Source organism: Laceyella putida, from assembly GCF_042665195.1.
Taxonomy (GTDB): Bacteria; Bacillota; Bacilli; order Thermoactinomycetales; family Thermoactinomycetaceae; genus Laceyella; species Laceyella putida.
Map to the genome: position 1 here is coordinate 178,128 of NZ_JBHTBW010000019.1, position 22,239 is coordinate 200,366.

Here is a 22,239-nt window from a genome sequence, read left to right on the forward strand (position 1 = left end):
ATCTTGTGGGAAATCAAACATCACTTTGCTTGCCAAGCGCCGGTTTTTTTGAAACAATGGGAGTAGCTTTGGTCATACATAGGCGTCAAAATGGATTAGGGATGTGGAAACAGTGGCTATATACGCATTAAGTGATTTGCATCTATCTTTTAACAGACCCGTTACACTTTATGATATTAACCCCGATCAAGATATAGAAAAGCCAATGGATGTGTTTGGCTGGACGCGCCATTATGAACGGATTCGTGACCACTGGAACCGTGTGGTGGACAGGGAGGATACGGTGCTGATTCCCGGCGATATCAGTTGGGCCATGAAATTGGAGGTGGCTCGGTATGATTTTGAGTGGATTAATCAATTGCCGGGCAAGAAAGTGATGTCCCCAGGGAACCATTGCTATTACGCCAACAGCAAGAAAAAGGTGCGGTCGGTGTTACCGGAAGGTATGGAGTGGATCGATGCCGATTACACGCTTGTTGAAGGGAAAATCGTGGCGGGCACGAGAGGTTGGACGTTACCGGGGGATCGCTTTTTTACGGAAGAGGAAGACCGAAAGATATATGAACGCCAAGTGGGCAGGCTTAGGTTGGCCCTGGAGTCGGCCGCGAAGGAGCATCCCGCGAAGGAGAAGATCGTCATGCTCCATTTTCCGCCGCTTACCGTATCAGCGACGGAGTCGGGATTTATGGAGATAATGAAAGAGTTTGGGGTAAGCTTGTGCGTTTATGGGCATATGCATGGTAAAGCGCAAGAGGAAGCGATCCAGGGGCGAGTGGATGGAATAGAATTAAAGTTGGTCGCATGTGATGCGATTGGTTTTTGCCCTGTAAAGCTTTGTGATAGCGGAAACCACCTATCAAGACGGTAGGTGGCTGTTTCACTCCATAAACGGAGTAAATCCCCACCCATTAGTGGGGATCCGCTTAACGGTAAAATTGTTGAGGATGGTCTATGTTGTTGACACATCCCTTCAGCTGTTCGCGAAGTTGCCGGTTTTCTTCGCGCAATTGCTGCACATCGTACAGAAGCTGTTGGAGCAGTTGCTCAATTTGGTTGTACCGTTCATGTTCATTCAATACCGATTGCGCTTGCATTGTTTTTTCGAACTCTATGTAATCTTTTATGATCTGATCGAGGAAATGATTGACTTCATCCATATCGTAACCGCGTACTGCACGTTTGAATTCCTTGTTGTGGATTTCACGGGCAGTTAAGCTGGGCATGTCTCATACCTCCTTGGCAAACATTTATAAATTCAGTATACTCACTCAATTGTGAATGGTAAATACTCTGTCTGGCATGTTGTACACAACTTTTCATAAAAATAGTTCATCGAGAAAAATGTAATGCTGACAAAGAATAAAAATATTAATTTGGTAAGGTAAACGTTAAGGAGATTTCCCCGCTTCATGCGCTGGTAATGGCGTGGGATATTCGGTATACTGTAACGTGCGACAGAAGTAAAAATGTCTGACCAATGGAGAGGTGGCAGCTCGTATGAAAATCCTTGCAGTGCCCGGAAGTTTAAGTGAACAATCGACAACTCATATGGCTGTGGCGATTGTGGCGAATGCAGCTGAAAAAATGGGGGCAACCGTAGAAATTTTTGATTTGCGGGAGTATCCATTGCCGATCTATGATGGACGGGAAGAATCTTTTTATCCCGAGACGGTTCATCTGTTCAAACAAAAAATGCTGGAGGCAGATGGGTTCATATTGGCTTCTCCTGAATATCATGGTAGCATTTCCGGTGTTTTGAAAAACGCCTTGGATTTCATTGGAGCACGCGAGTTGGAAGGGAAATTGGTCGCTTTGCTCGGCACAGCAGGAGGCGCGCTGGGAGCCACGAATACACTCAATACGCTTAATATCATTTGCCGTACATTGCATGCGTGGCCGTTGCCTTCCATGCCATCGGTTCCACAAAGTTATATGGCGTTTAAATCGGATGGTACATTAAAAGATGAGAAACTGCAACAGCGGCTGGAAGACTTGGGGGCAAACTTGGTGAAGGCGATTCGACTATACGGAACAGAGCTGCGCGTCAATGCGAAAAGATAGGAGTAAAATATGCTCTATCCGCAAAAATATGATAAACTAACTTTGATTTTTACTTGCTACGTAGATAGGGGGACTTTCGATGCCAACACCGAGTATGGAGGATTATTTGGAGAACATTTATAAGTTGATTGAACAAAAAGGTTATGCCAGGGTGTCGGATATCGCGGAAGCATTGGAAGTACACCCCTCATCTGTGACAAAGATGGTTCAAAAGCTGGATCAGAATAAGTATCTGGTGTATGAAAAATATCGAGGTTTGGTTTTAACTTCTAAAGGGAAAAAAATAGGAAAACGTTTGATGGATCGACACCAGTTGCTTGAGCAGTTTTTGCGTCTGATCGGGGTAAGTGAAGACCAGATTTATCATGATGTGGAAGGAATCGAGCACCATTTGAGTTGGGATTCCATCACTTGCATCGAAAACCTGGTGGAGTATTTATCGGAACATCAAGAAGTAGTAGCCTACCTACAATCCTTAAAAGAAGCGGATGAACAAGAGGACGGCGAAACGGAATAACCCATGGACTTGTCCTTGGGTTTTTTCACTCTTATCCACATACATTTTTTTACAAGGGCTTTGAAAGAGGAGGGGAATGTGATGTGGGCTGATGCCGTATTTGAAGGCGGTGGCGTGAAAGGGATTGGCTTGGTGGGCGCGTTATCGGTCGCTGAGAGCAAAGGCTACAAATGGAAAAATATTGCGGGGACATCGGCGGGGTCGATTATCGCCGCGTTGCTGGCGGCGGGATATACAGGGAAGGAATTATACGAAATTTTGATGGAGCAGGACTTTTTGCAATTTTTGCCCCCGTCTTGGTATGATTACATTCCCGTTGTTGGTCCCGCTTTGCGGTTGTGGATCAAAAAAGGGCTTTATCCAGGGACGGCCTTGGAAAAATGGGTAGCGGATCTGCTCAAAGCCAAAGGCATTCAGACCTTTAAAGACTTGCCGGATGATGTGAAACTGCGCATCATCGCATCAGACATCTCGCGCAGCCAACTGTTGGTGTTGCCGGAAGATTTGAAGCTGTATGGATATGATCCGGGTTCCTTTTCAGTGGCCAAAGCGGTGTGCATGAGTTGCAGCATTCCTTTTTTCTTTGAGCCAGTTAAGTTGTTGCACCTTCCCACCCGAAAAACGTCATATGTGGTGGATGGCGGGGTATTGAGCAATTTCCCGGTCTGGCTGTTTGACCAGGATAACCCGCGTTGGCCCACCTTTGGCTTTGCCCTCTGTTCAGAAGGGGATAACCAAATCCACCAAATCGACGGCCCGCTCAGCATGTTTCGTTCACTCCTTTATACGATGCTGGACGCGAGGGACAATCGCTTTGTGCAACAACACGAAGAGATTCGAACCATTCAAGTGCCGATCGCCGGTGTGAAGATGACAGACTTTTCCCTCTCGAAAGAAAAAAAGGAACAGTTATTCATGTCGGGGGTGAAAGCGGCTGAATTATTCTTTAACCATTGGAGTTTCGAACAATATCTCAGCGCCCGCGGCAAAAGCAAACAGATCACGTACAAGATGCGCCCGTCTGATCAAATAGGGGGATAGTCATGGCTTATTTGCGATCGGAATCGCAACGGATTCGCATCATTCCTGTTGCAGAGCAAAGGAATCTGCCGTTGGCTGTGATTCAATGGATGCTGTTGAGACTCCACACGGCTGAAGCCGTGGGATTCTTGTGTAGTTAGCGCACTCAATCCATTTCTGCTTCATGCAACTCCCAAGTTCAGGGCTGTCTCATCAGCCCGTCCCATGCAGTTCTACAACTCATGTTGCATGTACCCACATGGGCGGAACGCCTATTACCAGCATTCTAGTTCCGTTTTACTCACTCTCATGATTTTACCCAGTGGGAGAGATTGGTTCGCCACTGGAACCCCATATCATGACGTACAGAGGAACAAAACCCACTACCAGTGGGATGAGCACCGCTCATGCGTTAGATTATACTGAAAATTGTTACTCTTAACAATCCCATAAAGGGATTACCGAGCAACGCCGACTTTCATCCCATCCTTGAAAGAGTTGGGCTTTCAGTCGGCAACTTCTGTAAAAAAGAAAACACCAGAAGTTGCCCGGCTTGAGTGGGGAACTTATTGTTATCATTTGATATCTGTGGGCGAGCGTCCCAATCCGGGCTACGAACTCGAAGTGGTGGAGATTGGCGAGGAACGCGACGAAGGAGCGGAGATCACGGTGCGGGAAAGATGGCCGCTTGCAGATCGGGTATACCCGCAAGTGGTGTCGTATCCCTCGGTATTGGCAGAGATCCTTGGTTCTGTTCGGGTATGGCTGCTGCAAAATGGCCAGAGGCTTCCATTTGAGTGATGTGACCACAAAAAGAACCTAGCGCCACATGCGATTGTGGCAACTAGGTTCTTTTCGTTACAGTGTTTTCTTTTTGTTGTTCCCTTCAATCACGCGAAACGGGTATTTCTTCCGCTTTTTTGGCTTGGGATTGGCTTGTCTTTTGGTTGCTAAGGGTGAGCTGAAGGAGCCTAAGCGCAATAGCCAGCGTGGCGGGAACTTGTACAGGTAGAAGACGATGCCGACAATGATAATGGGCAGGAGCAATTGCTCGGGATGCTGCATTAATTCAATCACGGCACCGAATAACACAAAAGCCAATACCACAACATGCCAACTTTTTTTGTTGGTGGGGTTGATCACGCATTTCACCCTCTTTCCTATGGGCTAACTGGTGTGAGCCAAATGGGAAGCTTGATGAACGTGTTGTTCCTGTTCCAGGGCATCCAGTTCACGCATCCGCACAAAAGCGGCGATAGCCACTTCTACTTGGTCATCGGCAGGTTCTTTGGTCGTGAGCTTTTGCAGCCATAAGCCGGGATATCCCAAATAGGTGAGGACGGGTATATCGCGCACGGCATTGGTCAAGCGAAGCAATTCATATGAGATGCCAATCACGACCGGAAGCAACAACAATCTCGTGGCGATGCGATCCCATACCCCGTCGTAACTGAAGAAAGAGTATAGAATCACACCGACGATAATACTGAGAATGATAAAGCTGCTGCCGCAACGGTAATGAAGGGTAGAATATTTTTGCACATTGGTTACTGTTAATTCTTCCCCATGTTCAAAGGCTGTAATCACCTTATGTTCTGCCCCGTGGTACTGAAAGAGCCGTTTGATCAGGGGTGTTTGCGAGATCAACCACAGATAGGAAAGGAGCAAGAGGGTTTTGATCGCTCCTTCGATCAAGTTTTGAATGATAAGGTTTTGTACAAACCGATCAAACAACACACTGGCCAAAAAGGCGGGAATGGCCGTGAATAGAACTTTGCCAAAGAGAAATGACAGGATGCCCACCACGGTCACACCGATGATCATGGTCCAATTGGATTGTTTCGACCCCGTTGCCCCTTCTTCTTCCGAACCGTCGGATTGATCCAGTTCATATTTCTCGGAAGCGAATTGCAGGTGTTTGGCCCCAGTGGCGCTGGCCGAGATTAAGGCGACGATTCCCCGGAGAAAAGGAACCTTCATGAGAAAGTTTAGCATTGGAGTCGTTGTTTTTTTGCATTCGAATAACTCGATGTTGCCATCTTTACGACGAACGGCAGTGACTTGGGAGTGCTGACCGCCAAACATCACACCTTCAATAACGGCTTGTCCGCCATAGGCAATGGGTTTACCTGACACGTAGGTGCACCACCTTGTTGTAATTAGCAATCATGCAATGTGTATTTATTCTAACACAATGTGTTGGGAAGTGTGAGAGGAGAGAAAATTTGGAGGATCAGAGAGCGTGAATGTACTATATCAATTGTACAAGCGAGCAGGGGATTCCTGCTTGATGAACGAGGAAACGCTTTCATTTAGGGCGGCATGACCCATGGACAAAAATGCCGGTTCATGGGAAAATATAAAATTGCCTGGAGAACGATATCAAGGATGCTCATTTTTGTGTTACAATGGCGAAAGAGTTGCGGGGAGGTGGGTAGAGTGGTGAATGTCCTCGTATTGCATGGTCCAAATCTCAACCGCTTAGGCAAGCGCGAAAAAGCGATTTACGGTCAAACGACGTTGGATGCGATAAATGAACGCCTCATCCAAAAAGGGCAAGAATGGGGCCTCCGTGTCGCTTGTTATCAAAGCAACATAGAAGGGGAATTAATCGATCGGATTCATCATGCCGAAGGGAAATATGATTACATAGTGTTTAACCCAGGTGCTTATACCCATTATAGTTATGCCTTGCGTGATGCGATCGCTGCTGTCGATGTACCCGTGATCGAAGTTCATTTGTCCAATATTCACGCCCGTGAATCTTTTCGACATACCTCTGTAACCGCCCCCGTATCGCGTGGACAGATCATGGGATTCGGTGCGTTGAGTTATGAGCTTGCTTTAGCTGCGATCAGGGAGATGGCTAGCCCAAACATGGACCATGAGGGGTGAAGAGAATGGAACAGCGCATTTTGAGGCTGAGAGAGAAACTGACAGAGCAGGGAATTGAAGCGCTTTTGGTCAGTCATCCTATGAATCGGCGGTATTTGAGCGGATTTACGGGATCGGCCGGCGTGGTGTTGGTAACGGCCTCGGAGCAGATCTTGATAACCGATTTCCGCTATGTGATCCAGGTGCAAGAACAGGCGCCCCATATGACCTTGGTGCAACATCAAGGCGCGATTTATCAAACGGTGGGAGATCAATGCCGAAAATTGGGGATCACGACGTTGGCCTTTGAACAAGAGCATCTGACCTTTGCCGAATTCTTGCAGTTGAAAGAAGCGGCCGGCCAAATCAAACTGTTACCAACCAGTGGCGTTGTGAAAGAGTTGCGCATGGTCAAAGATGCGGCCGAGTTGGCGGTGATGAAAGAAGCCGCCCGGATTGCCGATGAGGCCTTCAGCAAGATTTTGGGGGAAATCAAGCCAGGCGTGCGTGAAAACGAGATTGCCTTTAAGCTTGAATTCACCATGCGCGAAATGGGCGCGACATCCTCTTCATTCGACATGATTGTCGCATCGGGCAAACGTTCCGCGTTACCGCACGGGGTTGCAAGTGACAAAGTGTTAGAACACGGCGATCTGGTGACACTAGACTTTGGAGCCTATTTTCAAGGTTACGCTTCAGACATCACGCGTACGGTCATGTTAGGGAAACCGAGCGAGAAACAAAAAGAGATTTATGATATTGTATTAGAGGCAGGCAAACGTACGATTGAAGCGCTTCGCCCCGGAATGACCGGGAAAGAGGCGGATGCGATTGCCCGTGATTATATCAGCGCTCATGGCTATGGTGAATATTTTGGTCATAGCACGGGTCATGGCCTCGGTATGGAAGTGCATGAACTTCCCATGCTCTCATCCCGGGGGGAAACGGTGCTTGCGCCAAATATGGTTGTAACAGTAGAACCAGGCATTTATCTGCCGGAGCTCGGTGGTGTCCGGATTGAAGATGATGTGGTTATCACTGAAACTGGCTGTGAAGTGCTCACCCACTCCAACAAAGAATTGATCGTAATTGATTAAAAAAATGGAGGAAAGTCAAGATGATTAGCGTTAACGATTTTCGTACTGGTTTGACCATTGAGCTGGACGGCGACGTATGGCAAGTAATAGAGTTCCAACATGTGAAACCGGGAAAAGGGGCGGCCTTTGTCCGTTCCAAACTGCGTAACCTGCGCAACGGAAATATCCAAGAGCGCACCTTCCGTGCGGGGGAGAAAGTGCAAAAAGCGCTGGTGGAAACCCGCCAAATGCAATACCTGTATGAGAGCGGCGGCGAATATACCTTCATGGATAACGAAACCTATGACCAAATCACGCTTCCTGCTGAGCGGTTAGAATATGAATTGAATTTCCTGCAAGAAAACATGAACGTGCAAATCGTTTCCTTTAAAGGGGAGACGATCGGGATCCAATTGCCAAACACCGTTGAATTGGAAGTGGTGGATACGGAACCGGGCATCAAAGGGGACACGGCAACGGGTGGCAGCAAATCGGCAACCCTGTCCACAGGCTTTACGGTGCAAGTGCCGCTCTTCATCAACATTGGTGATCGCCTCATCATTGATACCCGCAGTGGTCAATATGTTTCCCGCGCTTAATCGAGTCATCGGATGCAAAACCTCTGAAGCCAACGCGCTCCAGAGGTTTTACTTTCATGGGAGGAGGAGTTTCGCATGAAAATCGTGTCGATTGAACCCACGCCAAGTCCCAATGTGATGAAGTGCAACTTGGATGAAACGTTGCCTGCCGGCACAAGTTATAATGTGACAAAAGAGACAATGGCCAACGCTCCGCTCCATTTGCAACGTTTGCTGCGGATCGAAGGGGTGAAGAGCCTGTTCCAAGTACTGGATTTCATCTCCATTGAACGCCACCCCAAAGCGGATTGGCCAAGCGTGTTGGCGCAAGTGCGTGAAGAATTGGGGGATGCGACTGGACCCGCCTTTCCTGCCGATGCGGATGATGGGAGGGCGGGCTTAGAAGCCTTTGGCGAAGTCCAAGTCTTTATCCAGAAATTGAAAGGCATCCCGATGCAAGTGAAGTGTGTGAAAAACGGCGAAGAGTTTCGTTTTGGTTTGCCGGAACGGTTTAAAGCGTCGGTGATGAAAGCCCAGGCGGCGACAAGCAATTTGGTGTTTGAGCGTGAATGGGTGGAACAGCGTCCGCGATACGGGAATGTGCATGAAGTGGGCGAGCAAGTCGTTGAAGAACTGGCCGCCGCTTATGATGAGGTGCGGTTGACCCAAATGGTTGAACGGGCTTTTCAACCGGAACAAGAACGAAAAGAGCACAAGATGACCAAAGCGGAAGTGATGCGGGCGTTTACTAAAGAGTCATGGGAGAAACGGTATGCGGCCTTGGAGCAATATGAACCGACGCTGGAAGAACTTGAGGTCTTGGACCGGGCCCTTGACGATCCGAAAGCAGCTATTCGCCGGTTGGCGGTGGTTTATCTTGGTTTTATCGGGGGCAAAGAAGTATTGCCTTATGTGATCCGGGCCTTACGGGACGCCTCGCCGATCGTCCGCCGCACTGCGGGTGATACTTTGTCTGACATCGGCGACCCGGCAGCGACACCGGCGATGTGCGTTGCGCTCAAGGACCCCAACAAGCTGGTTCGTTGGCGCGCGGCCCGATTCCTCTATGAAGTGGGGGATGAATCTGCTTTGCCGGCGCTTAAGGAAGCAGTGAATGACCCTGAATTTGAGGTGCGTCTGCAAGCACAGATGGCTTTGGAACGGATCGAACGCGGAGAAGAAGCCAGCGGCACCGTTTGGCAACAGATGATGAAACGGATGGAAGAAGAGAAAAAGGGAAAAGGAACGGAATAAGATCGATGGGGATAATCCTTCGTTGTCTCACAAGGGTTATCCTTCTCTTTTGGCGTTAGTAAAAAGCCCGCCTTAAGGTAGAGTAGACGGGCTTTTTACCTATTAACTTTCCTGGGCTTTTGAGGAGGCGGAAGGATGAGATTTTGCCAAGAATAAACGACGATATCGCTTCTGTACTGATTGAAAATAGATTTGCAGTTTCTTGTAAAAATAAACAGATACTTTTCCGGCCAAGGCCGCAAATCCCAAAGCGACAATCAGACTTAGAAAGCGCGGAACTTCATAGGGGCCGAACTGAAATGGAATTGAAGCTCCAAATGTATGCATAAGTCCCGCGAGCAGAATGGCAATGGCGGCGATGGCGAATGAAAAACTGACTCCGCCCAAAAATACGGTGACGACCGGGCTGGTCATGCTCGTTGTCGCGAAGAAAACCGTTTTTCTAAACAAAAAGGAGGGGCGTGTTGACTTTTGTTTGAGATAATATTCCCCAACATAACCTTTCGCAAGCTCTTTGGGCTCACCCAATTTGACGATCAATTCATCGATCGGCTTGCCATGTTGGATCCCCTCAAGCAGATGGCTCTCGATTTCTTGAGTGATCTCATCCTGTTCAGCGGATGGCAGCGGATGCAGATAAGAGCGAAGCTTCTCGCTATAGTCTTGGATTTTCGGATTCATGTTGTAACCCCCGTACGAATTCAGTTTGTTCCTCCATCTCAAAATGGCAATCGGATGGGGAAAAAAGAGAGCGACTATGGATGATGAGATGATGGCGTGATGTGATCCGGATCGATGGTGGATGGTGAAAACGATGGATTGGTTCTTTTGTTGGTATCATGGTCTTTCAACGAAATGCTTCAGTTGGTATTATCTTACTATATGGTAAGTGGCAACGCAAGGTACCTCTCTATAATTATTAGCAAATTACCGTTTGCGTTCATTTGTTTATTTTCCAATCAAAAGAAAAAACCTGCTTCGACATGGAAGCAGGGCTAACGGAATATTAATTTGAGAACTTGCAAGAAAAAAGCCGTGAGTCCTGCTGCCATGAGTGGACCAACCGGAATCCCCCGCATGAAAAGGATTCCAAAGATGGAGCCCATGACCAGCCCGACGATAAGCTGGGGGTCCACCTTGAGCAGATCCAGCCCTTTGCCATTCATATATGTGGCGAGCGCTCCTCCCAATAAGGCGAGAATTCCCGGTGTTGAGGTAAAGACGGCCAACATATCTTTGGTGTGGATGCGTCCGGAGGCAAAGGGAACTAAGACGGACAGGGTCAAAAATAACAATCCAAATTCTAACCCTCGCCGCTCAACAGCAGGGAAATATCGTTCAAGGTGAATCAGCTTTAATATGAGTAGTAGGCTCGCAGCGGTGGCGATCAAAGGCGATCGTCCGACAATGCCAATAACGATTAAGACAACGAGTAATATATCGGGATTCATATGGTTAGCCCCTGTCCGAGGTTGTTTAGTATCACTTTATGATGGACAAGTGGGATTTAGTCATCCTTTTCATAAGTGGCCAAGATTCGCCGGAAAGGGGGGTTAATTGATCGGATTATATCCGAATATTTAGAATATTAGTTGCCCGTTGGAAATTGGAATAGAGAAAAGGTATCGGCCCGCAAGCCTCTGCGCAAGGACTCCAAAGAGATGACGTCACAGGCCTGTATATTGCCAAGGTTCACATAATTGCCCAATCGCTTGATGAGTTGGGCTTGCTGTTTGACTTGTGGAGCTTCCCATATGACATACTGAATCGGGATGCGCTCAGCCAGTTTTTCCAGAAAATCTTGATCCAGATTCCCATCATGATCATACATTCCGATGTTTTTTCCGGAGTCTCTGCTCTCCATGATGACGTATGCGGCTCCCGCTTGGCGATCCTGTTCAAACAGGGACACAAACTCCGCCACGGTCGGATGATAGCCATTTTCTTTCTTGCCGATTTCAGTGATGACATGCAAATTCGCCCGGCGTGCTTGTTGAATTAATTGAAAACGGGTTTTCGCGGGAATCGTGATGGTCCCGTCAGAAATCTCGATCCAATCCAACTTCAGATGACGCAACATTTGAAAGTATTCGTTCACCTTATGGCGGCTACAGGCGATTTCAAAGAAGGTTCCACCCAAATAAAGTTGGATTTGATATTGCTTGGCGAGTGTGATCTTTTGCTCGAGAATGTGACGTGGGGTGATCGCGGCCGTGCCGAAGGCGAGCTTAATAAAGTCGATGTATTCGCCTGAAAGCTGTAAGAGATCTTGATAAGCGGATAACCCCAATCCTTTATCAATCACCATCGTGCAACCGGTTGATCGAGGCTTGGCATTATCCGCTCGTGTGCCACTCAAATCGGCTAGAGCTTGCCAAAGATCTTTCTTTTCCATCAGGCTCTCCCCCTTACGCCGTATTCACTTCCACTCTATTGCATAAATGGCAGGAGAAGCAAGTGTTTCTTCTAGGGCGTGTCTGGCAAATCAAGTTGACCATTGGGAGAAGGCGGAAAAACCTTTTCCCGATGAGCGCCGAAGGACAAGTGAAGCGAATGGGAAAACGGTTTTGGAGCCGCCGACATATTTATCAGACACGCCCTAGATAGGCGAAAGACGTTTTTTGCGCATAATCAACCGCGAACGCCCATCTTTCCCTTTGATCCGTTGGGGTGGATGGATGAATGCGACACACAGCCAAGTGACGAGAAATAACGTGATTCCCAGTCCAATGAACAGCAAAAACGGACGATCCGCCAAGGCGCCGAAGACGGGTGGCCCCATGGCCACGCCAAAAAAACGTACGCTTCCATACAATGAAGTGATGATGCCGCGTTCCTGTAAGCCAACGGCTGAGGTAATCAATGTGTTCAAACAAGGCAACACCAAACCGTTCCCCACCCCGATGAATGAAGTCGCCGTGACGAGCAAAGGGGCATTTTTGATCCAAGGGATGGTGGAGATGGCTATGGCCGACAAGAGAAGACCAATCGAAAGCCATTTTTTCATTTGATGGGTATTCTCCTTGACATGCGAACCGGTGAAATAAGCGGTTACGCATAGAGCCAAGAGGGGAATCGCCAGGATAAACCCTTTTTTGATTCCATCGATGCGATACACCTTTTCCAAGAAATCGGATAGATGGAACAACACACCAAACATGGTGAACATGGTAAAGGCACCAGCCAAGAACGCGACACTCATCCATTTGCCTTGCCGCTTGAAAATCTTTTTGATGTGTTCCTTATATTGGGTGAGCGGTTGCGGCTCTTCTTTTTTCGTCGGCTCCTTGACCAGTTTCCATAACGCCAGCGCGGCGGGGATGCATAAAATCGGAAAGGCAAAAAACATGGCGTACCATGTAATCAGGGCAATGAGCGAACCCAAGATGGGGCTTAACACTTTCCCAAATGCATTGGAAGCTTCGATAATTCCCAACGCTTTACTGCGGTTGTCTTTGGTGAACAGGTCACTGACCAACACCATGGCAATGGGCGCCGTGCCTGCGGCCCCCAGCCCCTGGACAATCCTTGATGCGAGCATAAAGCCGTAGGAGCCTCCTTTATAAATGGCGGAAAAACCCGCCAACAATCCGCCTATCCCATACAGAATCAAGCCAAAGATGATGACTTTTTTACGTCCGATTCGGTCGGATAAGACCCCCGCGATCGGAATGGCAAGCGCGGCGGGAATCGAAAAGAGTGTGATGAGCAAGCTGACTTGAAAGGCATTGACCTTTAACACTTTGCCAGCTGTGGGCAAAACGGGAATCAGCATGGAGTTACCCAAAACCATGATCAACGGAATGGAACTTAATGTGATAAGGACAGACCAACTTGGCGCCGTTGTTGCTTTTGCGCTTTTGTCTTGTGGCATCCCAATTTCACCTCTTTCTATATGTCGAAAATAGTTTGCCCTGGAAGCACATCTCCTATTTGCCATTTATTGAATGGATTTGCTTGGGCAAGTTAATGCCAAACTAGTAACAAATTGAAGCTTAAAGAGGTGAATGGTGATGTTCGAAAGCATTAAACGGGATTTATCCTTCATTCAAGGTTTATTGGAAGGCGATTTAAATCATCAGCATCATGTGGAATACCGTGGTTTGTCACGGTTAGCAGATGTGGTGGATTTGTTGGTTGAGTCTGTCGAGCAACTGGAACGCCGTTTGACAGAGCTGGAAGAATATGTTGAGACTATCGATGAAGACTTAAATGAATTGGAATTGCTCTGTTATGAGGATGATGATGAGCTTGATGAATGGGAGCATGAAATCGAAGTCACTTGTCCCGAATGCGGTGAAGATGTCACCATCGATGAAGATGATTTAGATGATGACAATGTGGAGCTTCTCTGCCCCAAGTGCCACACAGTATTGGATATTGAGGAAATTGAAGAAGACGAGATTGAAGATGTGATAAACGAAGATGGAGAGCGGAAATAAATTCCGCTCTTTTTACTATTTGGCATAAATGTTACCACACGAATCGCAAATTAAAGGGCGAGACTCAAGCGTATTTGACCAGACGAACTTTAAATAGCCCGGCGTATGCTTTGATAACCAAACGTTCTAGGGCACTGTGTTTTCTTCCGCAAGGCGGACCTTTAAAAATGTTTCGTTCAATCGTTCAAAACCTTTTTAAGCAAGAAAAGCGAAGTCCAATAAAATCGCACGCATCTAAAGAAAAATGAAATCATAGGACTTATCATAAAGTGTTCTAAGAGCATTTTTCGTAGTGTTTCTGGAACATTTTTTTGCAATTACCGTGTGTCATAAATGGAACAAGCTTACATATGTATGGGAATAAACAAGAACCATGGGACAGGAGGTGTTCCATGCCATTCCAAGCGATCTATGCGATTCTTCCACCCAGGTTGCGCGAAGCCATCCGATCCCTGCCCGCTGAGGTGATCCATTGTTTAGAAGAGATTCGTATCCGCCAAGATCGGCCGCTGGAAGTGATCACTCCCACCCAAGCCTGGTTTGTAAATAGAGAGGGTGCTTTAAGCCGCACTCCATCGCTTCCCTGGATTCCTACGCGAGACGAGTGCCTGAAGTTGTTGAATTTAATCAGCAACCATTCATTGTATGCGCTGGAGGAAGAACTCAGACGGGGATTTGTAACAGTTGAGGGCGGTCACCGCATCGGATTGGTGGGAAGAGTGGTGGTGGAAAAGGGGTTTGTCAAGCATCTAAGGGAGATTACCGGCTTTAATATTCGAATAGCCCGTCAGGTTAAAGGGGTAGGGGACCGCTGGATTTCCACCATTTTGCATGATGGACAGATAGAGAATGTATTAATCGTTTCTCCGCCTCAATGCGGCAAAACGACGTTGATCCGCGATCTCGCTCGATTAGCGGGCACGGGTGGACAAGGGTTCCCCGCATATAAAGTGGGGATCGTTGATGAACGTTCAGAAATTGCTGGTTGTTTGCATGGCGTGCCGCAACATGATGTCGGATTAAGGACGGATGTGCTGGATGGGTGTCCCAAGGCGGAAGGCATGATGATGATGATTCGCTCCATGTCACCCGACATCTTGGTTGTTGATGAATTGGGACGAGCCGAAGACAGCCGGGCGATTCATGAAGCGATTTATGCGGGAGTCTCCTTATTTGCCACCGTGCATGGGCAATCGATCGAAGAGTTGACGCTCCGGCCCACGCTTGCCCCGCTGTTGGAGGAACGGGTTTTTTCCCGCATTATGATCCTCAGCCGCAAACAAGGGCCGGGAACGGTGGAAAAAATATTGGATGATTCGTTGCGGCCGTTTTACTGGAACGGGAAAGAAGGAATGGTGGTTCGGGGATGATGATGAAGCTGATCGGTGGATTGTTGGTGCTCTTCACCACCAGTTGGTTGGGCTTTACCCTTGCCGGACATGTGCGGGAACGCCCTAAACAGATTAGGCAGCTCCGTGCTTATCTCGCTTTATTGCAAACGGAAATTGAATATGGGACAAGGCCACTCGCCGAAGCGTGCGCCAATATTGCCGAACATGAGGATAACGAAGTGTCCGCTTTATTTCGGGCAAGTGCCCATCAGTTGATGAAACGGGATGGCTCTTCTACATTTGAATGTTTTAAGCGCGCCATTGATCAAGAATGGAGACAGACGGCGCTGCAACAAGCGGAACAGGACGTATTGTTGCAACTGTGCCAAGTGCTTGGCACATCAGATCGCCATGATCAAGTGCATCATCTGACGATGGCGTGTAATCATTTGGAATTAGAAGAAAAGCGCGCCCGTGATGAACAAGATCGGTCTGAAAAAATGTATAAAACGATGGGGGTTTTAAGTGGAGCTTTATTGGTGATTCTCATGATTTGACCGAAATTTGGAATGGAGGGTGCCTATGCCGTATCATCTGGATTCCGTGTTTCAAATCGCGGGCATCGGGATTATTGTCGCGATGATCCACACGGTACTGAAGCAAATGGGGAAAGAGGATTTCGCCCATTGGGTGACCTTGTTTGGATTTGTCGTCGTACTCTTTATGGTGGCGATGCTGGTGGAAGATTTGTTCCAGACAATTAAGAATGTGTTCCTGTTTCGCACATGACGGGAGGCGATCCGCTTGGAAATTATCCAGGTGGTGGGACTGGGTCTCATTACCACGTTTCTCGTCTTGGTCATCAAGGAACAGAAACCGGTCTTTGCTTTTCTTTTGGCTACTTTTGTTGGCGTCATTATCTTTATCTCCATCGCGGGGAAAATCGCCGAGGTACTGGGAGTGTTGCAGAACTTAGCCCACCAAGCGCGTGTGAACGACCTTTTTCTGGAAACGATCTTGAAGATCATCGGCATCGCCTACATTGCTGAATTTGGCGCGCAAGTGACCAGAGATGCCGGGCAAGGGTCGATCGCTTCCAAGATTGAACTGGCGGGAAAAGTGCTTATCATGGTGATGGCGATTCCCATCATCACCGTGATTATCGAAACGATCATCCGAATTTTGCCTGCGTAAGGATGAAGATAGATGAAACGAGTCGATTGGACCTTGAATTTCTTCCTGTGCCTTCTCATTATGCTATGGTCAACCCCGGCGTTTGCCACGGAAGAAGAGCCCGGTTCCTCTGTGGTGAACCAGTTGGTGCGCAGCCAGTTAAACGAATTGCAAGTGGAGCAAGTGGACGAGTTTTGGAAGCAACTGAAGAGCGATTATGGCCAGTATCTCTCTGAACCGCAGGGACAAAACATTTTTGATCTTTTGCTGTCACCCAACAAAGAGTTGTCACTGAAACATGTCCTGATGGCGTTTGCGCGCTATTTCTTCCATGAGATTTTGTATAACGGCAAACTGCTCGGCACGATCGTGATATTAACGGTGTTAAGCATGCTCTTGCGAACATTGCAGACCGCTTTTGAGCAGAACCAAGTGAGTCAAGTAGCTTACGCGATTGTGTTCATGGTGCTGATCGTCTTGGCTGCCAACAGTTTTCATGTGGCGGTGGATTCCGCCAAGACGGCGATCGGACGGATGATCGACTTTATGCTCGCCTTGGTGCCGATGATGTTGACGCTATTGGTGTCCATGGGCAACTTCGGATCGGTGGCCTTATTCCATCCACTGATCGTGTTCATGATCCATATGATTGGCACCTTTATCTACACCGTCGTCTTTCCGTTGCTTTTCTTGTCGGCCATTTTAAGCATCGTCAGCTGTTTGTCCGAAAAGTATAAATTGGATCACCTGGCGGGGTTACTGAGGAAAATCAGCGTGTCGGTGTTGGGGGGATTGTTGGCGATTTTTCTCGGCGTGATCTCTATTCAAGGGGCGACCGCCTCGATTGCCGATGGAGTCACGCTGCGGACAGCCAAGTATATCACAGGGAATTTTGTGCCGGTGGTTGGGCGCACCATTTCAGAAGCGGCAGATACGGTGGTCGGTGCCTCACTTTTGGTCAAAAACACGATTGGACTAGCAGGTGTACTCATCTTGTTGTTTATTTGCGCGTTTCCCGCATTGAAAATTTTGTCGCTCGCCTTTATCTACAACTTTACGGCGGCAGTGATGCAACCCTTGGGCAACAGCCCCATCATCGAGAGCCTAAGCACCATTGGCCGCACCCTCATCTATGTTTTTGCCGCGTTGGCAACGGTGGGCTTGATGTTTTTCTTGGCCATTACAATTATCGTAGCTTCCGGAAATGTCTCGGTGATGATGAGGTAGGTGATCCAAAGTGATCGAGTGGATAAGTGATTGGCTGAAACAGATTATCATTCTGGTGTTGATTGCGACGTTTATCGATTTGTTGCTGCCCAACAATGCCCTGGATCGTTATGTCAAGTTGGTGATGGGGCTGCTCATCATCATGGCCATCCTGACACCCATCTTCCAATTGTTGACGCAAGATTTGGACTTGTCGGCGCTGGCTTTTGCCAATGTACCAGCAGAGCAAAAACAAATGGCCTCCCTTCACCAAATTCAAGAGCAGAGCAACCAGATGAAAGCGACGCAAGACCGGCTCATTCAAGAGCAAACGACGAAGCAGATGGAGCTGAACGTCACAGAACAAGTGGAGCAAAAGTTTGGCGTGGAAGTGATGGAAGCCAAGGTCGCGTTGCAAACTGGGCCAGAGGGCATGGCCCAGATTAAACACATCCACGTGATGGCCCGTGTGCCGATATCTCCTCACTCCGCCGCTGAAGGCAAACCGATTCAACCCGTACATATTGCGGTTGGCGAAGGGGAAACGGTTCCCGCTTCAGGGCGGGTGGAGCAAGCGGGGCAAGCGTTCATTTCCAAAATCTCAACTTACCTTTCGGATGTTTGGCATCTGCGGCGAGAACAAGTGCATGTGGTGGTGGATGCGCTTTAGGGCAAAGTGGGAGGTGAAGCAAATTGCTCAGTAAATGGATGAAACGGTTGGAAGCAAAAATGGGAAGCAGCGACAAGCAGAAAAGTAAGTTGGGATGGATGGTGATCTTAGGGGGAGCCGGTGTGGCAATCATGTTGTTCTCTTCGTTCATCGGGGTGAAAGAAAATGCCACGCCGCCTGATCCGATGAGTGTAATGCCCACGTCAGCCAAGCCTCAAGCGAAACAGCCAGTATCGACCATGCAGGATTACGAACGGCAGGTTGAACAACAATTGGCGGAAGTGCTGAGCAAAATTGTCGGCGTGGACGATGTCTCGGTTGTTGTCAACCTCGATTCGACCGAGGAAGAAGTGGTGCAAACCGATGAGCGCCAATCAGAGCAAGTGACGACAGAACGGGACAAATCAGGAGGCAATCGCTCCATTACGCAAAACACCCGTGACAAAAAGACGGCTTATTATCGCAATGAAAATGGCGAGCGGCCCGTCGTCGTGAAGAGGCTCAAGCCCAAAGTGCGCGGCGTGCTGGTCGTGGCGCGCGGGGTGGAAAACCTGCAAGTCAAGGCCATTGTGATTGAAGCCATCCAGCGCACCTTGGATGTTCCCATGCACCGCATTTCCGTTTTGCCAAAAGGATAAGGAGGGTTAAACATGTCAGTGAATAAACAAACGGTATGGCTGGTAACCATGTTGTCGATTATGGTGGTGTTGTCCGCCTATTACATTGTGACGGGGCCCGTGGAACCTGTCCGCCAAGTGACCAATCAAGTGAAGCAAACGGCGACAGGCGTCGATGTCAACATTAAACCGATCGATCAGCCCGCCGCCAATGCAGGGTCCAAAGACTTGTTGAACAAGAAGGACGAAGGTGACTACTTTGTGGGGTATCAGTTGCAACGGAGCACGCTGCGACAAAAAATGGTTGAAGACTACATGAAGGTCTTGACCAATCCCGATGCGTCAGAAAAAGAGTTGCAGGAAGCCAACCGAAAAATTGAGGAATTGATGAAAGTGGACAATGCGGAAACGGTAATGGAAGAACTGATTCGTCAAGAGGGTTTCCGCGATGCCGTGGTTGTCAGCAACAATCCGCATGTCGATGTCGTCGTACAGACCGAGCAGTTGAGCAGAGCGCAAGTGGTGAAGCTGATCAGTTTGGTGAAACAGCATCTCAATGTGTCACCGCTCAACGTATCGGTTGCTTTTCGGAAGTGAATGGGCGAGAGAGCCGGTTTTCTTTAAGGAAACTGGCTCTTTTTATATAAAAAAGCGTTTGGACGAGGCCAAACGCTTTTCTACTAAGGCTACGTTTTTCATCTGGAGGGGAAATGGGATGACTTCTTTATTATACTCGCTGGTCAAATTGAGTGAAAGATGTTTGTGGTGAAATGTTTTACAATTGTATTAACGTTAACGACTGGATAGAATGGTTGAACATCGGGCGAGAATAAGGGGGAAACCGAGATTGACCATCATGTGCGAATTAGTATCAGGTATTAAAAGTTGATATTAGATTTGGAAACAAGTAGGATGGATGTGTAAGTGATTTTGAAGCTATTTCTGCAAGGATGAAGGAAGAACCAGGTGAGTGACCGATTCCTGTCAAGGGGTGGTCAAACCACTAAAAAAACGTTATGCTATTAGCGTTATTATAATGTATCCTTGACCAAGAAATCACAAGGAGTGAATATGATGGCATTTAAAATGCATGAGATTCGCGAACTGATTCGACTGATCGATGAGTCGAGTATTGAAGAATTCGAAATCGATAACGACGGCACCAAAATAACCATTAAAAAAGCCGGCGAACGAGCCGTGGCGGTCGCGTCACAAGCGCCTGCCAATGTGGTCGCAACCCCTCCCGCTCCGGAGGCTCCCTTAACCGCCCCACAAGCGCCGGTAACCGAAGAAGCGCCACAAGTGGCAGCGTCCGCTAAAGCGGAAGAAAATGTGGATGACGCTAACTTACATAAAATCGTTTCTCCCATGGTCGGCACGTTTTATCGCGCCCCCGCACCAGATGCCGATCCGTATGTGAAAGAAGGCGACACCGTCAACGCAGAGTCTGTTGTCTGCATCGTAGAGGCGATGAAATTGATGAACGAGATCGAAGCAGAGGTGCGTGGAACCATTGTGAAAGTTCTCGTGGAAAACGGTCAGCTGGTTGAGTTCGGGCAACCTCTGTTCCTGGTGAAAACATCATAGGCCAAGGGAGGAGGTTCATTCGATGTTTAAGAAAGTGTTAATAGCCAACCGTGGTGAGATTGCCGTTCGCATCATTCGCGCTTGTCGCGAATTGGGAATCAGCACTGTTGCCGTATATTCGGAAGCGGATCGCGAAGCGCTGCACGTGACCTTGGCAGATGAAGCCTATTGCATCGGACCCGCGATGGCGCGAGACAGCTATTTAAATATGACTAACCTGCTCAGCACGGCAACGTTAGTGGGAGCCGACGCGATTCACCCAGGTTACGGTTTCTTGGCGGAAAACGCGGATTTTGCGGAGTTGTGCATGGCATGCAACATTACATTTATCGGCCCATCGCCCGATGCGATCATCAAGATGGGGGATAAAACCACGGCGAGAGATACCATGAAAGCGGCCGGTGTACCCACCGTGCCGGGAACCGAAGGGGTTATTCAAGACCTTGACGAGGCGGCCAAAACCGCGGGCGAGATCGGCTATCCCGTTATTGTGAAAGCCACGGCGGGCGGTGGTGGAAAAGGGATGCGGGTCGTTTACAATGAAGATGAGCTGAAACGGGCGATTACTTTAGCGCAAAAAGAAGCGGAAGCCAACTTTGGCAATCCAGGGGTCTATTTGGAAAAGTTTTTGGTGGAACCCCGCCATATCGAAATCCAAGTCCTGGCTGACAATTACGGCAACGTGATTCATTTGGGTGAACGGGATTGTTCCATTCAGCGCCGATACCAAAAGCTGATCGAAGAGGCGCCATCCCCCGCATTAAGTGAAGAGTTGCGCTCCCGAATGGGTGAAGCGGCCGTAAAAGCGGCGGAATCTGTTCAATACTCCGGAGCGGGAACAGTCGAATTCCTGCTGGATAAAGAAGGCCATTTCTACTTTATGGAGATGAACACCCGGATTCAAGTGGAACATCCCGTGACTGAGCTGATTACGGGCATCGATTTGGTAAAAGAACAGATTCGCATCGCCGCGGGCGAAAAGCTACAATGGAAACAAGAAGACGTACAATTTGACGGCTGGTCCATTGAATGTCGGATCAATGCCGAACGCCCGGACAAAAACTTTATGCCGTCCCCGGGAAAGATCCAATTTTACCTGCCACCTGGTGGAAATGGCGTCCGCATTGACAGCGCGTGCTACCAAGGGTATCAGATTTCTCCTTTTTACGATTCCATGGTGGCTAAACTCATTGTATGGGGAAAAGATCGGCAGGAGGCGCTTGAACGCATGAACCGCGCACTCAAAGAATTTGCGATCGATGGGGTTCACACGACGATTCCGTTCCATCTCAAGGTCTTAAACCATCCCAAGTTCGTGTCGGGTGATTTCCATATCCAATTCTTGGAGACTACCAATTTAGATGAGGAGAGTATCGATCGGCATGAGTGAATTATATCATTATGATGCGAACCAGCTAGGCAAAGTAGAGATTGCCCCGGAAGTGATACAATTGATTTCGGGCATCGCGGCTTCCCGTGTGGAAGGGGTCATCAGTTTGAGCGGGGGTGTGGTTGGCGACATCAACCAACTGCTTGGCCGCAAAAACCTGAAAAAAGGGATCCGTGTGGATCTGGAAGAGCAACTTACGATTGATTTGGCTGTCGTTGTCCAATACGGCTACCATATTCCCGATGTGGGCCGTGAAATTCAAGAGCAAGTGAAATCGGCGGTGGAAAGCATGACAGGCTTGGCCGTCGATAAAGTGATTGTTCGTGTGGACGGCATCAAGATGCCACAAGAGAAAACGGAGTAAAAACAAAAGAGACGCAACCCCTTGGACGGGCATCAGCTGAATTGCCCATGCAAGAGATCGAACTCATCTGGATAAGATA

The 22,239-nt window shown here is 48.3% G+C and carries 29 protein-coding genes; 22 read left to right on the plus strand and 7 right to left on the minus strand.

Annotation, left to right across the window (positions count from 1 at the left end):
* The first annotated feature begins 112 nt into the window (after positions 1–112).
* Positions 113–868, plus strand: coding sequence for a metallophosphoesterase (locus ACFQNG_RS07180; RefSeq protein ID WP_379864216.1), 756 nt, complete (start codon positions 113–115; stop codon positions 866–868).
* A gap of 55 nt (positions 869–923) precedes the next feature.
* Here the strand turns inward: ACFQNG_RS07180 and ACFQNG_RS07185 are convergent, their stop codons facing one another.
* Positions 924–1,223, minus strand: coding sequence for a DivIVA domain-containing protein (locus ACFQNG_RS07185; RefSeq protein WP_379864217.1), 300 nt, complete (start codon positions 1,221–1,223; stop codon positions 924–926).
* A gap of 274 nt (positions 1,224–1,497) precedes the next feature.
* Here ACFQNG_RS07185 and ACFQNG_RS07190 point away from each other — a divergent pair, with 274 nt between their 5' ends.
* The 5 genes from ACFQNG_RS07190 to ACFQNG_RS07210 all read left to right on the plus strand — a co-directional run bounded on the left by ACFQNG_RS07190 (position 1,498) and on the right by ACFQNG_RS07210 (position 4,399).
* Entirely contained in the window at positions 1,498–2,061 is a 564-nt protein-coding gene (locus tag ACFQNG_RS07190) for an NADPH-dependent FMN reductase (RefSeq protein WP_379864218.1), read from the plus strand.
* Between the two features lie 79 nt (positions 2,062–2,140).
* Positions 2,141–2,578 carry a transcriptional regulator MntR gene (gene mntR, locus ACFQNG_RS07195; RefSeq protein WP_379864219.1) on the plus strand — a complete coding sequence of 146 codons (438 nt, stop codon included), beginning with the start codon at positions 2,141–2,143 and terminating at the stop codon, positions 2,576–2,578.
* 81 nt (positions 2,579–2,659) lie between these two features.
* Positions 2,660–3,619, plus strand: coding sequence for a patatin-like phospholipase family protein (locus ACFQNG_RS07200; RefSeq protein ID WP_379864220.1), 960 nt, complete (start codon positions 2,660–2,662; stop codon positions 3,617–3,619).
* 2 nt (positions 3,620–3,621) lie between these two features.
* A complete protein-coding gene (locus ACFQNG_RS07205; protein WP_379864221.1) occupies positions 3,622–3,759 on the plus strand; it encodes a hypothetical protein in 138 nt (45 codons plus the stop codon).
* 418 nt (positions 3,760–4,177) lie between these two features.
* Positions 4,178–4,399 (plus strand): protease complex subunit PrcB family protein, encoded by a 222-nt coding sequence (locus ACFQNG_RS07210; RefSeq protein WP_379864222.1) that lies wholly within the window; start codon positions 4,178–4,180, stop codon positions 4,397–4,399.
* Positions 4,400–4,456: 57 nt separating this feature from the next.
* Here the strand turns inward: ACFQNG_RS07210 and ACFQNG_RS07215 are convergent, their stop codons facing one another.
* The gene (locus tag ACFQNG_RS07215; RefSeq protein WP_379864223.1) at positions 4,457–4,741 is read right to left on the minus strand and encodes a hypothetical protein; all 285 of its coding nucleotides are present in this window, start codon (positions 4,739–4,741) and stop codon (positions 4,457–4,459) included.
* Between the two features lie 24 nt (positions 4,742–4,765).
* Positions 4,766–5,683: a DUF1385 domain-containing protein gene (locus ACFQNG_RS07220; RefSeq protein ID WP_379864346.1), complete on the minus strand. Its 918-nt coding sequence runs from the start codon at positions 5,681–5,683 to the stop codon at positions 4,766–4,768.
* A gap of 354 nt (positions 5,684–6,037) precedes the next feature.
* Here ACFQNG_RS07220 and aroQ point away from each other — a divergent pair, with 354 nt between their 5' ends.
* From aroQ to ACFQNG_RS07240, 4 genes are all read left to right on the plus strand, one after another.
* A complete protein-coding gene (gene aroQ / locus ACFQNG_RS07225) occupies positions 6,038–6,493 on the plus strand; it encodes a type II 3-dehydroquinate dehydratase (RefSeq protein WP_379864347.1) in 456 nt (151 codons plus the stop codon).
* A 5-nt stretch (positions 6,494–6,498) separates the two neighbouring features.
* A complete protein-coding gene (locus tag ACFQNG_RS07230; protein WP_379864224.1) occupies positions 6,499–7,569 on the plus strand; it encodes a M24 family metallopeptidase in 1,071 nt (356 codons plus the stop codon).
* Positions 7,570–7,589: 20 nt separating this feature from the next.
* Positions 7,590–8,147 (plus strand): elongation factor P, encoded by a 558-nt coding sequence (gene efp, locus ACFQNG_RS07235; protein WP_379864225.1) that lies wholly within the window; start codon positions 7,590–7,592, stop codon positions 8,145–8,147.
* Positions 8,148–8,222: 75 nt separating this feature from the next.
* A complete protein-coding gene (locus tag ACFQNG_RS07240; protein ID WP_379864226.1) occupies positions 8,223–9,380 on the plus strand; it encodes a conserved virulence factor C family protein in 1,158 nt (385 codons plus the stop codon).
* A 102-nt stretch (positions 9,381–9,482) separates the two neighbouring features.
* Here ACFQNG_RS07240 and ACFQNG_RS07245 read toward each other — a convergent pair whose 3' ends face one another.
* The 4 genes from ACFQNG_RS07245 to ACFQNG_RS07260 form a co-directional block, all read right to left on the minus strand.
* Complete coding sequence (locus ACFQNG_RS07245) at positions 9,483–10,061, minus strand: DUF1700 domain-containing protein (protein ID WP_379864227.1); 579 nt, start codon at positions 10,059–10,061, stop codon at positions 9,483–9,485.
* 314 nt (positions 10,062–10,375) lie between these two features.
* Positions 10,376–10,831 (minus strand): DUF441 domain-containing protein, encoded by a 456-nt coding sequence (locus ACFQNG_RS07250; RefSeq protein WP_379864228.1) that lies wholly within the window; start codon positions 10,829–10,831, stop codon positions 10,376–10,378.
* A gap of 137 nt (positions 10,832–10,968) precedes the next feature.
* Positions 10,969–11,775, minus strand: coding sequence for a phosphosulfolactate synthase (comA, locus tag ACFQNG_RS07255; RefSeq protein WP_379864229.1), 807 nt, complete (start codon positions 11,773–11,775; stop codon positions 10,969–10,971).
* Between the two features lie 204 nt (positions 11,776–11,979).
* Positions 11,980–13,254, minus strand: a complete 1,275-nt coding sequence (locus tag ACFQNG_RS07260) for an MFS transporter (RefSeq protein WP_379864230.1) — start codon at positions 13,252–13,254, stop codon at positions 11,980–11,982.
* Between the two features lie 139 nt (positions 13,255–13,393).
* Here ACFQNG_RS07260 and ACFQNG_RS07265 point away from each other — a divergent pair, with 139 nt between their 5' ends.
* The 12 genes from ACFQNG_RS07265 (at position 13,394) to ACFQNG_RS07320 (ending at position 22,160) form a co-directional block, all read left to right on the plus strand.
* Positions 13,394–13,822 carry a CD1247 N-terminal domain-containing protein gene (locus tag ACFQNG_RS07265; RefSeq protein ID WP_379864231.1) on the plus strand — a complete coding sequence of 143 codons (429 nt, stop codon included), beginning with the start codon at positions 13,394–13,396 and terminating at the stop codon, positions 13,820–13,822.
* 392 nt (positions 13,823–14,214) lie between these two features.
* A complete protein-coding gene (spoIIIAA, locus tag ACFQNG_RS07270; protein ID WP_379864232.1) occupies positions 14,215–15,192 on the plus strand; it encodes a stage III sporulation protein AA in 978 nt (325 codons plus the stop codon).
* Positions 15,189–15,710: a stage III sporulation protein SpoIIIAB gene (spoIIIAB, locus tag ACFQNG_RS07275; RefSeq protein WP_379864233.1), complete on the plus strand. Its 522-nt coding sequence runs from the start codon at positions 15,189–15,191 to the stop codon at positions 15,708–15,710. The genes spoIIIAA and spoIIIAB overlap by 4 nt, the downstream gene beginning before the upstream one ends.
* Positions 15,711–15,735: 25 nt before the next feature.
* Positions 15,736–15,942, plus strand: a complete 207-nt coding sequence (spoIIIAC, locus tag ACFQNG_RS07280) for a stage III sporulation protein AC (RefSeq protein ID WP_379864234.1) — start codon at positions 15,736–15,738, stop codon at positions 15,940–15,942.
* A gap of 15 nt (positions 15,943–15,957) precedes the next feature.
* The gene (gene spoIIIAD, locus ACFQNG_RS07285; protein WP_379864235.1) at positions 15,958–16,347 is read left to right on the plus strand and encodes a stage III sporulation protein AD; all 390 of its coding nucleotides are present in this window, start codon (positions 15,958–15,960) and stop codon (positions 16,345–16,347) included.
* A 12-nt stretch (positions 16,348–16,359) separates the two neighbouring features.
* A complete protein-coding gene (spoIIIAE, locus tag ACFQNG_RS07290; protein ID WP_379864236.1) occupies positions 16,360–17,553 on the plus strand; it encodes a stage III sporulation protein AE in 1,194 nt (397 codons plus the stop codon).
* A 10-nt stretch (positions 17,554–17,563) separates the two neighbouring features.
* Positions 17,564–18,202 carry a stage III sporulation protein AF gene (spoIIIAF, locus tag ACFQNG_RS07295; RefSeq protein WP_379864237.1) on the plus strand — a complete coding sequence of 213 codons (639 nt, stop codon included), beginning with the start codon at positions 17,564–17,566 and terminating at the stop codon, positions 18,200–18,202.
* A gap of 23 nt (positions 18,203–18,225) precedes the next feature.
* Positions 18,226–18,840 (plus strand): stage III sporulation protein AG, encoded by a 615-nt coding sequence (gene spoIIIAG / locus ACFQNG_RS07300; protein WP_379864238.1) that lies wholly within the window; start codon positions 18,226–18,228, stop codon positions 18,838–18,840.
* A 12-nt stretch (positions 18,841–18,852) separates the two neighbouring features.
* Positions 18,853–19,416, plus strand: a complete 564-nt coding sequence (locus tag ACFQNG_RS07305) for a SpoIIIAH-like family protein (protein ID WP_379864239.1) — start codon at positions 18,853–18,855, stop codon at positions 19,414–19,416.
* Between the two features lie 474 nt (positions 19,417–19,890).
* Entirely contained in the window at positions 19,891–20,406 is a 516-nt protein-coding gene (accB, locus tag ACFQNG_RS07310) for an acetyl-CoA carboxylase biotin carboxyl carrier protein (protein WP_379864240.1), read from the plus strand.
* A gap of 22 nt (positions 20,407–20,428) precedes the next feature.
* Positions 20,429–21,796, plus strand: coding sequence for an acetyl-CoA carboxylase biotin carboxylase subunit (gene accC, locus ACFQNG_RS07315; RefSeq protein ID WP_379864241.1), 1,368 nt, complete (start codon positions 20,429–20,431; stop codon positions 21,794–21,796).
* Positions 21,789–22,160: an Asp23/Gls24 family envelope stress response protein gene (locus ACFQNG_RS07320; protein ID WP_379864242.1), complete on the plus strand. Its 372-nt coding sequence runs from the start codon at positions 21,789–21,791 to the stop codon at positions 22,158–22,160. The genes accC and ACFQNG_RS07320 overlap by 8 nt, the downstream gene beginning before the upstream one ends.
* Positions 22,161–22,239 lie beyond the last annotated feature (79 nt).

Coding starts and splice junctions, on each gene's coding strand:
- ACFQNG_RS07185 (WP_379864217.1), bottom strand. CDS start 1,223: ATGCCCAGCTTAACTGCCCGTGAAATCCACAACAAGGAATTCAAACGT.
- ACFQNG_RS07190 (WP_379864218.1), top strand. CDS start 1,498: ATGAAAATCCTTGCAGTGCCCGGAAGTTTAAGTGAACAATCGACAACT.
- mntR (WP_379864219.1), top strand. CDS start 2,141: ATGCCAACACCGAGTATGGAGGATTATTTGGAGAACATTTATAAGTTG.
- ACFQNG_RS07200 (WP_379864220.1), top strand. CDS start 2,660: ATGTGGGCTGATGCCGTATTTGAAGGCGGTGGCGTGAAAGGGATTGGC.
- ACFQNG_RS07205 (WP_379864221.1), top strand. CDS start 3,622: ATGGCTTATTTGCGATCGGAATCGCAACGGATTCGCATCATTCCTGTT.
- ACFQNG_RS07220 (WP_379864346.1), bottom strand. CDS start 5,683: ATGTTTGGCGGTCAGCACTCCCAAGTCACTGCCGTTCGTCGTAAAGAT.
- ACFQNG_RS07230 (WP_379864224.1), top strand. CDS start 6,499: ATGGAACAGCGCATTTTGAGGCTGAGAGAGAAACTGACAGAGCAGGGA.
- efp (WP_379864225.1), top strand. CDS start 7,590: ATGATTAGCGTTAACGATTTTCGTACTGGTTTGACCATTGAGCTGGAC.
- ACFQNG_RS07240 (WP_379864226.1), top strand. CDS start 8,223: ATGAAAATCGTGTCGATTGAACCCACGCCAAGTCCCAATGTGATGAAG.
- ACFQNG_RS07245 (WP_379864227.1), bottom strand. CDS start 10,061: ATGAATCCGAAAATCCAAGACTATAGCGAGAAGCTTCGCTCTTATCTG.
- ACFQNG_RS07250 (WP_379864228.1), bottom strand. CDS start 10,831: ATGAATCCCGATATATTACTCGTTGTCTTAATCGTTATTGGCATTGTC.
- comA (WP_379864229.1), bottom strand. CDS start 11,775: ATGGAAAAGAAAGATCTTTGGCAAGCTCTAGCCGATTTGAGTGGCACA.
- ACFQNG_RS07260 (WP_379864230.1), bottom strand. CDS start 13,254: ATGCCACAAGACAAAAGCGCAAAAGCAACAACGGCGCCAAGTTGGTCT.
- ACFQNG_RS07265 (WP_379864231.1), top strand. CDS start 13,394: ATGTTCGAAAGCATTAAACGGGATTTATCCTTCATTCAAGGTTTATTG.
- spoIIIAA (WP_379864232.1), top strand. CDS start 14,215: ATGCCATTCCAAGCGATCTATGCGATTCTTCCACCCAGGTTGCGCGAA.
- spoIIIAB (WP_379864233.1), top strand. CDS start 15,189: ATGATGATGAAGCTGATCGGTGGATTGTTGGTGCTCTTCACCACCAGT.
- spoIIIAC (WP_379864234.1), top strand. CDS start 15,736: ATGCCGTATCATCTGGATTCCGTGTTTCAAATCGCGGGCATCGGGATT.
- spoIIIAE (WP_379864236.1), top strand. CDS start 16,360: ATGAAACGAGTCGATTGGACCTTGAATTTCTTCCTGTGCCTTCTCATT.
- ACFQNG_RS07305 (WP_379864239.1), top strand. CDS start 18,853: ATGTCAGTGAATAAACAAACGGTATGGCTGGTAACCATGTTGTCGATT.
- accB (WP_379864240.1), top strand. CDS start 19,891: ATGATGGCATTTAAAATGCATGAGATTCGCGAACTGATTCGACTGATC.
- accC (WP_379864241.1), top strand. CDS start 20,429: ATGTTTAAGAAAGTGTTAATAGCCAACCGTGGTGAGATTGCCGTTCGC.
- ACFQNG_RS07320 (WP_379864242.1), top strand. CDS start 21,789: ATGAGTGAATTATATCATTATGATGCGAACCAGCTAGGCAAAGTAGAG.